The 12892-nt window shown below is 29.2% G+C and carries 15 protein-coding genes; 11 read left to right on the top strand and 4 right to left on the bottom strand.

Features of this window, described 5'->3' with window-relative positions; all coding sequences use genetic code 11:
• Positions 1-17 precede the first annotated feature (17 nt).
• The 4 genes from L8V77_RS06095 to aspS are packed head-to-tail and all read right to left on the bottom strand — an operon-like array spanning position 18 to position 3938.
• Complete coding sequence (locus L8V77_RS06095; protein ID WP_263707162.1) at positions 18-1052, bottom strand: hypothetical protein; 1035 nt, start codon at positions 1050-1052, stop codon at positions 18-20.
• Positions 1053-1088: 36 nt separating this feature from the next.
• Positions 1089-1607, bottom strand: a complete 519-nt coding sequence (gene ppa / locus L8V77_RS06090; RefSeq protein ID WP_263707161.1) for an inorganic diphosphatase — start codon at positions 1605-1607, stop codon at positions 1089-1091.
• Positions 1608-1617: 10 nt separating this feature from the next.
• Positions 1618-2190, bottom strand: a complete 573-nt coding sequence (locus L8V77_RS06085; protein ID WP_263679010.1) for an adenylate kinase — start codon at positions 2188-2190, stop codon at positions 1618-1620.
• Positions 2187-3938: an aspartate--tRNA ligase gene (gene aspS, locus L8V77_RS06080; RefSeq protein ID WP_263707160.1), complete on the bottom strand. Its 1752-nt coding sequence runs from the start codon at positions 3936-3938 to the stop codon at positions 2187-2189. The genes L8V77_RS06085 and aspS overlap by 4 nt, the downstream gene beginning before the upstream one ends.
• A gap of 85 nt (positions 3939-4023) precedes the next feature.
• Between aspS and L8V77_RS06075 the strand changes: the two genes are divergently transcribed.
• The 11 genes from L8V77_RS06075 to L8V77_RS06025 all read left to right on the top strand — a co-directional run bounded on the left by L8V77_RS06075 (position 4024) and on the right by L8V77_RS06025 (position 12892).
• Positions 4024-4854, top strand: a complete 831-nt coding sequence (locus L8V77_RS06075; RefSeq protein ID WP_263707158.1) for an NAD(+)/NADH kinase — start codon at positions 4024-4026, stop codon at positions 4852-4854.
• The gene (locus tag L8V77_RS06070) at positions 4854-6368 is read left to right on the top strand and encodes an AAA family ATPase (RefSeq protein WP_263707157.1); all 1515 of its coding nucleotides are present in this window, start codon (positions 4854-4856) and stop codon (positions 6366-6368) included. Before L8V77_RS06075 ends, L8V77_RS06070 begins: the two co-directional genes overlap by 1 nt.
• Before the next feature lie 61 nt (positions 6369-6429).
• Complete coding sequence (locus L8V77_RS06065) at positions 6430-7674, top strand: diguanylate cyclase (RefSeq protein ID WP_263707156.1); 1245 nt, start codon at positions 6430-6432, stop codon at positions 7672-7674.
• On the top strand, positions 7665-8462 hold the full coding sequence (locus tag L8V77_RS06060) for a TatD family hydrolase (protein ID WP_263707155.1): 798 nt from the start codon (positions 7665-7667) through the stop codon (positions 8460-8462). The genes L8V77_RS06065 and L8V77_RS06060 overlap by 10 nt, the downstream gene beginning before the upstream one ends.
• A complete protein-coding gene (locus tag L8V77_RS06055; protein ID WP_263707154.1) occupies positions 8462-9610 on the top strand; it encodes a lytic transglycosylase domain-containing protein in 1149 nt (382 codons plus the stop codon). The genes L8V77_RS06060 and L8V77_RS06055 overlap by 1 nt, the downstream gene beginning before the upstream one ends.
• On the top strand, positions 9546-10385 hold the full coding sequence (locus L8V77_RS06050) for a septal ring lytic transglycosylase RlpA family protein (protein WP_263683159.1): 840 nt from the start codon (positions 9546-9548) through the stop codon (positions 10383-10385). Before L8V77_RS06055 ends, L8V77_RS06050 begins: the two co-directional genes overlap by 65 nt.
• A gap of 4 nt (positions 10386-10389) precedes the next feature.
• Positions 10390-10878 carry a 3-deoxy-D-manno-octulosonate 8-phosphate phosphatase, YrbI family gene (locus tag L8V77_RS06045; RefSeq protein ID WP_039618077.1) on the top strand — a complete coding sequence of 163 codons (489 nt, stop codon included), beginning with the start codon at positions 10390-10392 and terminating at the stop codon, positions 10876-10878.
• Positions 10869-11375 carry a hypothetical protein gene (locus tag L8V77_RS06040; RefSeq protein WP_263683158.1) on the top strand — a complete coding sequence of 169 codons (507 nt, stop codon included), beginning with the start codon at positions 10869-10871 and terminating at the stop codon, positions 11373-11375. The genes L8V77_RS06045 and L8V77_RS06040 overlap by 10 nt, the downstream gene beginning before the upstream one ends.
• Positions 11357-11815: a lipopolysaccharide transport periplasmic protein LptA gene (lptA, locus tag L8V77_RS06035; protein WP_263683157.1), complete on the top strand. Its 459-nt coding sequence runs from the start codon at positions 11357-11359 to the stop codon at positions 11813-11815. The genes L8V77_RS06040 and lptA overlap by 19 nt, the downstream gene beginning before the upstream one ends.
• Positions 11812-12411 carry a ribosome biogenesis GTP-binding protein YihA/YsxC gene (yihA, locus tag L8V77_RS06030; RefSeq protein WP_263707152.1) on the top strand — a complete coding sequence of 200 codons (600 nt, stop codon included), beginning with the start codon at positions 11812-11814 and terminating at the stop codon, positions 12409-12411. The genes lptA and yihA overlap by 4 nt, the downstream gene beginning before the upstream one ends.
• On the top strand, positions 12401-12892 hold the full coding sequence (locus L8V77_RS06025; RefSeq protein ID WP_263664127.1) for a hypothetical protein: 492 nt from the start codon (positions 12401-12403) through the stop codon (positions 12890-12892). The genes yihA and L8V77_RS06025 overlap by 11 nt, the downstream gene beginning before the upstream one ends.

Here is a 12892-nt window from a genome sequence, read left to right as displayed (position 1 = left end):
TGAAATTTAGAAATTAGTTATAAAAAACTAATTTCTACTTTACGATTATTTTGTCTTTGAGAATCAGATTTATCTTTAATAGGATAGGTGTCTTTTCCTAAAGATTCTATTTCTATAACCTCAGTAAAGCTAAAGAAATGTTTAGCCACATTCATTGCTCTATTTAATCCTATCATGTAGTTTGCAAAAGTACTACCTCTATCGTCTGCATAACCTTGAAATTTAATTCTTTTGATTATATCTTCTCTTGCTAGATTTTGATTGATTTTTTCAAGTAAATTTTCATTGCTGTATTCACTATATCCATTTCCTTCAAATAAAAATTTCAAATCAGAAATTTTCACATCTACATAATTGTATTTTTTCTTATTTTTAGCAAAAACAATATCTTTATTATATATGCTTAATTTCATATTATCATTTGATAGCATATCGATAAAAATAGTTAAATTATAATCTTGGGAATTAACTTTAATAGGATTAATCATTTCTTTTAACATATCAATTCTATAATCGCTTAAGCTTTTTCCATCTAATACATAAACTTTAACAAAATCATCACTCAAACTTGGCTCATATCTGCTAGTTTTGCCTTTTGCAATGTATTCTTGCATGGTATTTTTATATTTTGTTGTTTTTTCTTTTTTTACGCTTGTTTGTTTGTTGTTTTCAACGAGAACTTTTTGCTCTTCTTGGGTTGCTTTAGGTGCAATAGTTTCATTTTTAGAAACTTCAGCTATATTTGTTTGGGTTGTTGGAGCAACTTCTTGAGTGCTTGTATTTTCATCTATGATAGGATTATTTTGTACTGGAGTTTCTTCTTTTAAAGGTTCTTGGTTTGTTTGCTGTGGTTGGTAGTAAGTATTATCACTTATATTATTTCTTTCTTGATTATATTGAGTGCTTGGTGGAGTGTAGCTTTGATAAGAACTACTTTTTTTATAATCATATACATAAGTATTTGAATCATCTTCAAAATACCACATATAAAAACCAATACTAGCGCCTATTAGCACCACAAAAGCTATACTAAAAGCAATAATACTTTTCATTTTTTATCCTTTGTGAAGTCCTTAAAAGGACTTTGATTATTTATAATTTTTAATAGAATTTTCTAAAATTTCACATGCTTTTTCAATACCTGCAAATTCTTTTACTTTTACCCATTTGTTTGGTTCAAGCATTTTATATGTTTCAAAGAAATTTTTGATTTTATCTAAGCTTGCTTTTGGTAAATCATCCAAACTTTTAATATTATCATATCTTGGATCAATTTTACTTACAGGAACAGCAAGTAATTTTTCATCCATACCGCTTTCATCTTCCATTAATAATACCCCTATTAAACGACAAGGAATCACAGCTCCTGCCTGGATAGGGTATTCATTTAAAACCAAAACATCAATAGGATCGCCATCATCTGCAAGAGTATTTGGTATAAAACCATAGTTTGCCGGATAAAACATAGCTGAATACATCACACGATCAACCATGATGGCTCCGCTTTCTTTATCAAGCTCGTATTTAATGTTTGATCCATAAGGAATTTCAATAACTGCATTAAGTTTGTTTGGCACTTCTCCAACTTTGATTTTGCTAATATCCATTTTTTATCCTTTATTTTAATAAATCATTGATTAAATTTTTCATATCAGCTACGATAGCTTCAATACTTCTTTCACCATTGATTACATGGTGGATATTTTCTTTAGTATAAAAATTTGTTATTTCTTCTAAAGGTTCTAAATAAACTTTCATTCTATTATTGAAAACTTCTTCGTTATCATCAGCACCTCTAGCACGTCCTAAAACTCTTTCTCTAGCAACTTCTTCGCTAACTTTAACTTCTATAACACCTTTTAAAATTACTTCACTTTGGTTTTTTAATACCTTATCAAACTCAAGCATTTGTTCAACACTTCTTGGATAACCATCTATTAATATAGTATTAGTTGGTGCATTTTTTAAAGCAGTGATGATAGTATTTACAACTACATCTAGTGGAACTAAATTTCCCTTAGAAATAAAGCTATCAATAGTCTTTCCAAGTTCGCTTCCACTAGCCACTTCTGCTCTTAGTAAATCACCTGTAGAATAGTGAGTAACGCTTGCATCATCTTTAGCTATGATGCTTGCATCGGTTGTTTTACCACTACCTGGTGCACCTATAATTAAAAATAATTGTTTCATTTAGTATTCTCCCTTAATCTTATACCTAATTCTCTCATTTGTTCATTGCTTACTTCGCTTGGAGCTTGAGTCATAAGACATTGTGCTCTTTGTGTTTTAGGAAATGCTATAACTTCTCTAATGCTTGAAGATTTTGTTAAAAGCATGATAAGTCTATCAAGGCCTATTGCTATACCACCATGTGGTGGTGCTCCAAAGCTTAATGCATCAAGTAAGAAGCCAAATTTCTTTCTTTGCTCTTCTTCATTAATATTTAAAAGTTTAAAGACTTTTTGTTGGATAGGGCTTTTATGAATTCTTATGCTACCACCACCTAATTCTACACCATTTAACACCACATCATGTGCAATAGAATTAATTTCTTCTAAATCTTGCTCGTCAATATTTTTTGGCATAGTAAATGGATGGTGCATTGCAGAATAGCTTCCATCATCATTTTGTTCAAACATAGGAAAATCAATAACCCATAAGAATTCTAATTTATCCTCATCAATAATTTTCATTTCATCAGCGAGGAATAATCTAAATCTACCCATATAATCAAGCACGGTTTTCTTAGCTCCTGCACCAAAAAATACTACATCTCCAACTTCTAATTCACATCTTTGGATTAAAGCATTTAAATCCTCTTTGCTAAAGAATTTACAAAGTGGACCCTTAGGACCATCTTCTTTCATTTGTATGAACGCAAGTCCTGCTGCCCCAAATTTGCGTACAAAATCTTCAAATCTTTGCATTTGGCGTTTAGAAAAAATCGTATCGCCTTTTGGAACTCTTAAAGCTTTAATGCGATTTTTCTTCGTATCTTTTGCGATATTTGTAAAAATTTCGTTATTTGATTTTGAAAAAATATCAATCACATCAATAAATTTCATATCAAATCTTAAATCAGGCTTATCAGAGCCATAATTTTCCATAGCTTCTTTATAACTCATTTGTCTAAAAGGTATGCTAATTTCTTTTCCGCAAGCTTTGAAAATATCTTTAAGTAAATTTTCTGCCATAGCTATGATATCTTTTTGCTCACAAAAACTCATTTCTATATCTATTTGAGTAAATTCAGGTTGGCGATCTGCTCTTAAATCCTCATCTCTAAAACATTTTGCAATTTGAAAATATCTATCAAATCCTGAACACATTAAAAGTTGTTTGAAAAGTTGAGGACTTTGAGGTAAGGCATAAAATTCGCCTTGATGTACGCGTGATGGTACTAAATAATCCCTTGCACCTTCTGGAGTGGCTTTAGTTAAAATAGGGGTTTCAACCTCTAAAAATCCCATGCTTGATAAAGAATTTCTTGCTGCTATACAAGCAGTTGATCTTAGAGCAAAATTATCATAAAGCTTTTTGCTTCTTAAATCTAAAAATCTATATTTTAATCTTAATTCTTCATTAACGCTTTCATCGCCTATAGCAAAAGGTATTACAGCACTTTCATTTTCAATAGTAAGTTTATTTATAACAACTTCTATTTCTCCAGTTTTTAATTTTGGATTTACAAGTCCTTCACCGCGTGGGCGAATTTTACCTTGTGCTATTAAAACATATTCATTTCTTACTGATGAAGCTATATTATGTGCTTCTTGATTATCTGCAGGATCGCATACTAACTGTATAAGTCCGCTACGATCTCTAAGATCGATAAAAATTACACCTCCATGATCACGGTAAGAATTTACCCAACCACATAATGTTACTTCCTCGCCAACATTTTGTATGTTAAGCTCTGTATTATAATGAGTTCTCAAAATTTTTCCTTAGCTTAATTTTGTTCAATTTTGTTATTATAGTATTTTATTCTTTTGCTTAGCTAAGTTTTGTTATAATTTTTTTATGAAAAAAAATATAAATATAGAAAAAATTCAAAAAATAGGCTTATTTTGTAGGTTAAACACAAATTTAAATGAGCAAATTGATTTTTTAAAAACAATTTTTTTGCAAAAAAATATAGAGCTTGTGTTGCTAGAGCAAGAAAAAATTAATCTAAAAGATTTACAAGAATTAGATTTTTTGATTTCTCTGGGTGGAGATGGTACACTTTTGTCTTTATGTAGACAAGTTTATCAAGCTAAAAAGCCTATTTTGGGTATAAATGCAGGAAATTTAGGTTTTTTAACAGCTCTTTCTTTTAATGAGGTAGAAAGTTTTTTTAAAGATTTTTTTAAAAGTGATTTTAAAATAGAAAAAGCCAAAATGCTTCAAATTACCTTGTATAAAAAAAATAAAATCATTAAAAAATTTGCTTTTAATGATGCGGTTTTTTCTCGTGATAATGCTTTAATGGCAAATGTAGAAGTTTTTTTTGAAAATAAACTTTTTAATGCTTATTATGGAGATGGTTTGATTATAGCTAGCTCAAGTGGCTCGACTGCTTATAATATTAGTGCAGGTGGGCCTATAGTGCATCCTTGGAGTGAAATTTTTGTTCTAACTCCAGTTTGCTCTCATTCTTTAACTCAAAGGCCCATAGTTTTACCTTATGGCTTTGAACTTGAATTGAAAGTTGAGCATTGTTTGCTGTATTTAGATGGGCAAGAAGTGATTGATCCTAAAGAATATGATAGAATTCTTATAGGACTTAGCAAAAAAGAACTTAGTTTTATACATAAAAAAGATAGAGATTATTTCCAAGTTTTAAAAGAAAAGTTAAATTGGGGTAAGTGATGATAGAGAGTATTTTTATTAAAGAAAATTTAGGTTTTAAACAAGCAAAATTAGACTTAGAAGCTGGACTTACTGTCTTTACTGGCTTAAGTGGTGCTGGAAAATCGGTGCTTTTTAAGGCTATTTTGGCAGCATTTGCTCTAAGTGAGAGTGAAGCTAAAATGGTAGAAATTTTGTTAAATGATGAACTTGAATTAGATGAGTTTGGTATCGAAAATGAAGAATTAAATATATTTAAACTTTTAAAAGATAAAAGCTCGCGTTATTTTATCAATAATCAACTTATTTCAAAAAAGAATTTAGCCTTGCTTTCTAAGAAATTTGTAAAATATCTTTCAGCTAAGGAAAATAATGAGTTTTCAAATGAAAGATTTTTAAACTTACTTGATTTTATGCAATCAAAAGAGGATAAGAAATTTCAAGATTTTTTAAATGAATATAAAAATATTTATAAAGAATATATGGAAAATAAAACTAAATTAGAAAAAATTCAAGAAGAAGAAAAAAAAGTAGAAGAATTAAAAGAATTTACGAGCTTTGAAATACAAAAAATTCAAAGTATTAACCCAAAAATAGGTGAATTTGATGAATTAATGAGTTTTAAAAAAAGACTTTCGAAAAAAGATAAAATTGACGCTGCTTGGAACAGGGCAAGTAGAATTTTTGAGTTAGAATCAGCAGTGATTGAAGCTTTGCAAATTAGTGATGTTGATAGTTCATTTTTTTCAGAGTGTTTAAATGAACTAAGGGCAGTGTGGGAAAATCAAAGTTTTGATGATTTTGATTTTGATATAGAAGAAGTACTTGATAGGATAGAAAAACTTTCTTCTTTGATTTCAAAATATGGAAGTATAGAAGAAGCTTTAGAAGCTTTAGAGAAGAAAAAAGCAGAATTAGCTCATTATGAAAATTTAAGTTTTGAAAAAAAGGAATTAGAAGAAAAAGTACAAAGTGCTAAAATACTTTTAGATGAGAAAAGTCAAAAATTAAGCACTTTGCGTAAAAAAAGATTAAAAGAGCTTGAAAAATTACTGAATTTTTATCTTGAAAAACTTTATATGAAAGAAGTTAAATTAGAACTTAAAGATTGTGCTTTAAGTATTTTAGGTAAAGATGAAGTGAGTTTAAATATCAATGAGGCTAGTTTAAAAAATTTAAGTTCAGGCGAGATAAACCGTCTAAGACTTTCTTTTATTGCAACAGAATGTAATGTTACTAATAAAGCTAGTGGGATAATATTTTTAGATGAAATTGATGCAAATTTAAGTGGTAAAGAAGCAATGAGTATAGCTGAAGTATTAAAAGAGCTTGCTAAGTTTTATCAAATTTTTGCAATTTCACATTTACCACAGCTTTCATCAAAAGCAAGCAATCATTTTTTAGTAGAAAAAATAGGAAATGAAAGTAGGGTAAGAAAAATAGAAAAAGAAGAAAGAGTAAGAGAACTTGCTAGAATGGTAAGTGGGGAAAATATCACACAAGAGGCTTTAGAATTTACTAGAACTTTACTTTAAAAACAAAAAGTAAATTTCTATATGTTATAATTATACTTTTAAATTATAAAGAGAGTTGGCTATGGAAGAAAAAATTTTAATTATTGATGATAACAAAATGCTTACAAAGCTTTTAGCAAAAAAAGTAGAAAACACTTTGGGTTTAAAAGTAGATGTTGCTTTTGATATGAATAGTGCTAAAGAATTAGTGAAAAATGATTATTTTATGGCTTTTGTAGATCTTTGTTTGCCAGATGCTCCCAATGGAGAAGTGGTGGATGTGGTTTTAGAAAAAAATATTCCTGCTATAGTACTTACAGGAAGTAGTGATGGGCAAACGCGTAAGAAATTTATGGAAAAAGATATTATAGGTTATATTCAAAAAGAAAGCGAAAGCTGTATTGATGAAATGCTAAGTTCCATTAGAATGCTTCAAAAAAACAATAAAACTAAGATAATTTTAGCAATCGCTAATGTAACTTTACGCGCAGAAATGAAAAAAAATCTTAATAATCAACTTTTCAATGTTTTAGCAGCAGCACATGGAGAAGAAGCGCTAAGTTATCTTAGTGATAATCCTGATACAAAATTGGTAATTTGTGATGCAACTATGCCTGTAATTAATGGAGAAGATTTGCTTGTAGAAATTCGCTCAAAATATTCTAAGATAGAGCTTGGCGTGATTATGGTTGGAGATAAAGATGATGCGCTAGAGGCAAGAGCTTTTAGAAAGGGCGTAAATGACTATGTGATTAGACCTTTCCAAAAAGAATCACTTAATTGTAGAGTGAATAATTGCTTAGATTATATGCAAAAATGTGTTTTACTTGATGAGTATAGTTTGGGTAAAGATTTGCTAACAGGACTTGATGATTATGCAAATTTTGAAAAAAGATTTTTAGATTATTTAGAAGATATGCAAGAAAGTGAAGAATTAGCTTTGGCATTAATTGATATAGACAATCTTGCAACAATTAACTATGAACTAAGTTATGATTGTGGCGATGGAGTGATTAAACACACAGCTAAAAAAATCAAAGATCAAATTCGCGGTATGGATTTAGCAACTAGAATTGAAGATGGTAAATTTTACGTGCTTTTAAAAAATACAGATAATAAAGAAGCATTAAAAGCTTTTTCAAATATAAGAGTAAATATTGCCAAAGAAAGTGTTTTAATAGCTTTAGATGAGATTGATTATAGTATTTCTGTAGGAGTTGCTTTTGGAGGTAAAACAAGCCAAATACAAGATTTGCTTAATAATGCTCAAAAGGCATTAGATTTAGCTAAGGCTAATGGTAAAAATAGGGTAGAGGTATGTTTTTAGATTGTGATTTTAGCGAAAAAATCATAGATACACATTGTCATTTAGATAATCAAGCTTATTTTGGATATTTGGATGAGATGTTAAATCATGCCTTTGCTAGTGGAGTAGATAAAATCATCATACCTGGTGCAGATACAAAAGATTTGCCAAGAGCAAGAGAGATTGCACATGATTATGAAAATGTGTATTTTTCTTGTGGGGTACATCCTTATGATATAGATGATTTTGATTTGGATGTTTTAAAAGAATTTATAAATGATAAAAAATGCATTGCAGTGGGTGAGTGTGGGCTTGATTATTATCGTTTAAGGGCTGATGAGGATGAAATAAAAGCAAAGCAAAAAGAAGTTTTTATAGCTCAAATTCAGCTAGCTATTGAATATAAAAAGCCTTTGATTGTTCATGTGCGTGAAGCTAATGAAGATAGTTTTAATATTTTAAAAACATATGCAAAAGATTTACAAGGTGGTGTTTTGCATTGTTTTAATGCTAGTGAGCTTTTACTTCAGCTAGCAGATGATGGTTTTTATTTTGGTATAGGTGGGGTTTTAACTTTTAAAAATGCAAAAAAACTAGTAGAAGTTTTACCTAAAATTCCAAAAGATAAACTAGTCTTAGAAACAGATGGACCTTATTTAACTCCAGAGCCACATCGTGGCAAGGTAAATGATCCTATTTTGACCCATTTTGTAGCTCAAAAAATGGCTGAGCTTTTAAATTTATCTAAAAATGAAATAATAAAACTTACTAATTCTAACGCTAATCGTTTGTTTTTCCAAGGTTTATGATGAAAAAAAGCTTTTTATTTTTTATTTTATTATTATGTTTAAATGCTAAAGCCTTGCAATTTACTCCAGAGCACTATACTCAACAAGCACAAATTTTAAGAAATTTAGATATAGAAGCAAGCTATCTTAGTGATATGATTTTTTTAGAATTTAAAGAATCTTCCATGGATATGCATTCTAAAACTTTAGTAGATACGATGAGGGAATTTTACAAAATCACCCCGATTATCCGCAAAATCCTAGAAAAAGAAAATATCCCTCAAGAATTTTTATACTTAGCAATTGTAGAATCTGGTTTAAAAATTCATTCTATTTCAAGAACTAAAGCAGTAGGTGTTTGGCAATTTATGAAACCAACAGCACAAACTTTGGGTTTAAGAATAGATCCTTATGTAGATGAGAGAAAAGATTTGGTAAAATCAACTTATGCAGCTATTACTTATTTAAAGCAATTAAAAGAGCAATTTGGAAAATGGTATTTGGCTATTTTAGCTTATAATTGCGGTGATGGTAAATTACGTCAAGCTATAAAAAAAGCAAAAAGTGATGATTTAAGGGTTTTGCTTGATCCTGATAAAAAATACTTGCCATTAGAAACTAGAATTTTTATTAGAAAAATTCTTACTATGGCATTTTTGGCTAATAATAATGATTTTTTAATTTCTCAAGATAGTGCTTTGCTTAATTATGCCCTATCAAGTGAAGTTAAAAAAATCTCAGTTCCACCAAGTGTTTCTTTAAGAGAGCTTGCCAAAGTAGCTAAAATGTCTTATAAAGAATTTAAGCGTTATAATCCACATTTTAATTATGACTTTACTCCACCTGATAAAAAAGATTATTACATGTACATTCCTTTAAGCAAAAGTGTGGCGGTAGAAAAGGCGTTGGAGAATGTAAAATTAGCTAAGGTGGATACAACCATTCCGCATACAAAAATTTATATAGTAAAAGAAGGTGATAGTCTTTATACTATTGCAAGAAAACATAAAATAAGCGTTGAAAGTATTAAAGAATACAATAAAATAAAAGGAAATTTAATCAATATCAATCAAAAACTTGTGTTAAAAATTAAGGAGAATAATAATGCAAAAATCAAAACAACTCAAAAAATATCAAAAAACTCTCATACAAAAGTCGTTAGTCGTTAGTTGTGTAGGAGTTTTGTTTAGTGCTTGTAGTATGGTGCCTATTAGCACACCTACTGTGTATTATCCAGAGAGGGATTTTAAAAGTGTAAAGCACAATAACACTAGTTTAAAAGGTACCATGAAGCCTTACACTATTAATGGTAAAACTTATTATCCAACTGTAGTAGAGGTGGGTGAGATAGCTGAAGGTATAGCTAGTTGGTATGGACCGGGCTTCCATGGTAAAAAAACTTCCAATGGTGAAACTTATGATCAACACGCATATACTGCAGCTCATAAAACTTTGCCTATGAATACCATAGTAAAAGTAACTAATTTAAAAAATCACCGTCAAACTACTGTTAGGATTAACGATAGAGGACCTTTTGTAGCAGGTAGGATTATAGATTTATCTAATATGGCTGCAAGAGATATAGATATGATTCAATCTGGAACAGCTCCTGTAAGACTTGAAGTGATTGGCTTTGGAACAAGTGCAAGTTCGGGTTCAGTTCATACTAATTCTAATTTAGGCAGCAGTGGAGAGATTGCTGATAGTGGTCATATTTTCCAAGGTGGATCTTTTATGGTGCAAATTGGAGCATTTAGAAATAAAAATGGCGCAGAGCTAATAGCAGGTAGATACAAAAATTATAATTCTTATACTTCAACTATACAAACAAGTGCTAAAGATGGCTTACATAGAGTATTTTTAAAAGGTTTTAGAAGTGAGCAAGAAGCAAGAGATTTTGTTGATAGTGGATCTTTCCCAGGCGCGTTTATAGTAAGAGAGTAAGATTATGATAGAACTTATTTTTTTAGATGTAGATGGTTGTCTAACAGATGGTAAAATCATCTATACACAAAACTATGGTGAGATTAAAGAATTTAATGTAAAAGATGGTGCGGCGATTGAAGCTTGGCAAAAGCTTGGTAAAAAAGTTGCTATCATTACGGGTAGGACTAGCGAGTGTGTGTATTTTAGAGCTAGGGATTTAAAAATTGATTTAGTCTATCAAGGTATTAGTGATAAACTAGCTTGCGCTAAAGAAATTTTAGAAAAATTAAATTTAGATTTTTCTCAATGTGCTGCTATTGGGGATTATTATAATGATATGAGTTTGCTTGAAGCAGTTGGATATAGCTTCAAGCCAAAAGATGCACACAAGGCTTTGAAAACTGATAAAGTTTTAAATAGAAAAGGTGGCAATGGAGCAGTGAGCGAGATGATTGAAATTTTAATCGAACATAATAATATGCAAGCTCAATGGGATAAACTTTGGCGATAAAAATTTTTGCTATATTAATGAGCTTATTTGCCTTTGTTATGGTGATTTTAAGTACCCAAGATCCATATTTATTTGCCATAAAACCACAAAAGGTAGATGTGGCAAATATGCAAGCTTTTGATGTGCTTGATTATGAGTTAAATGCTAGTGTAATTAAGGCTACATATCAGGCAAGTCGTTGGGTAAAATATCAAGACAAAGATATTTTTGATGATTTTAAAGTTCAAGCGCTTGATTATAATTTAAGTTCAGATTTATTAGTAAGAAATGAAGAAAAATCCATTTTAGAAGGCAATGTAAGTTATTTTGATTATAACCAAACTTCTATTTTTACCCAAAAAGCAACTTATGATATGAAAAATAAAATTTTATTTTCTAATGATAATTTTAAAGCATATATAGGTTTAAATGAAGTTTTTGGGGATAATTTTTTATATGATGTAAATCAAAAAGAATTAAAAATTCAAGGAATAAAAGCATGGTTTTTAGAGCAGTAATTTTTTTGTGTTTGTTAAATTTGTTCGCATTTAGTGCACAAAAAATAGAAGTTTACGCTAAGGATTTTTACTTAGATGAAAAAAATGAAACAAGTGTATTAACCGGTGATGTAGAAGTTAAAAAAGGTAATGATGTTTTAAATTCGCAAAAATTAGTTATTTATATGAAAAACAAACAACCCACCAAGTATATAGCTACTAAAGATGCTAAATTTAAAATCATGATGAAAGATAAAACTTATCATGGAAGCGGTGATGAATTTATTTATAATGTAGCTAAGGATACATATGAGATTAATGGTAATGCAAAAATTACAGAAATGCAAACAAAAAAAGAACTCATAGGGGATAAAATCATAGTAGATAGAAAAAATATGACTTATAGAGTAGTGAGTAAAGATAAAAAACCTGCCAAATTTGTATTTGAAGTAAAAGAATGATATTAAATGCTAAATTTTTAATTTCTGCTTCCAAAATAGACGAAGCACTACAACCTATATACACTGAAATCGCCTTTTTAGGACGTTCTAATGTGGGTAAAAGTTCTTTGATTAATACACTATGCAAAAATAAAAATTTAGCGAAAAGCTCTTCAACTCCAGGTAAAACACAACTTATTAATTTTTTTGAAGTTGATTGCAAAAAAGATGAGGATAAATTTAAACTAATATTTATTGATTTACCTGGTTTTGGTTATGCTAAAGTGAGCAAAAAAACTAAGGCTATTTGGAATAAAAATTTAGATGAGTTTTTAAAAGAGCGTAGTTCTATCAAGCTTTTTATCCATCTAATAGATTCAAGACATGAAAATTTAGATATTGATGCAAATTTGGATTTATATTTGGATTCTTTTATTAGAGCTGATCAAAAAAAAATAACAGTTTTTACAAAAGCAGACAAACTCAATCAAAGTCAAAAAGCAAAAATTTTAAATACAAATAAAAATGCTATCTTAGTGTCAAATTTGAAAAAAAGTGGTATTGATAAATTAGAACAAAAAATCATTTTAGAGAGCTTGGGTTTGAATGAGGAGTAGAAATTTAGTAAAAAATAGATTTGATTTTTCTTATTTATTTTTTTATTTATCTTTGATTTTTTATCAAGTGCTAAGCTCTGTGTATTATTGGATGCCTCCTTTATTTGGGGTGTTTTTTTGTTATATGATAGTGCTTTTAAAAGAAAAAGAAAGAACTCTTAATAAGCTTGATTTTAGATGGTATTTTTCTTTGTTTTATCTTTTGCTAGTTGATATTATCCATGGATTTTATCTTTTTAGCTCATGGATAGCTTTTTTTGTTTTTTATCATCTTTTTGTCGATTGGTTTAAAAGCAAGTTAAAACTAGGTCATTATTTACTCGTTATATTTACTTTGTGTGCTTATATTTTTATCTATCTTTTTGATGTGTTTTTAGCATATTTAGATAATAATGAAATTTTAAAATTTGGTATTGAATATCTATGGTTTTTTGCTGTTGAGGCTTTGATTTCTTTTGTTATTTTTAAAGGGAAAATCTAA

Origin of the sequence: Campylobacter sp. IFREMER_LSEM_CL2127 (assembly GCF_025771745.1) — a bacterium.
In the GTDB taxonomy this organism is placed as follows: Bacteria; Campylobacterota; Campylobacteria; order Campylobacterales; family Campylobacteraceae; genus Campylobacter_D.
This window is presented reverse-complemented; position numbering and strand designations above follow the sequence as displayed.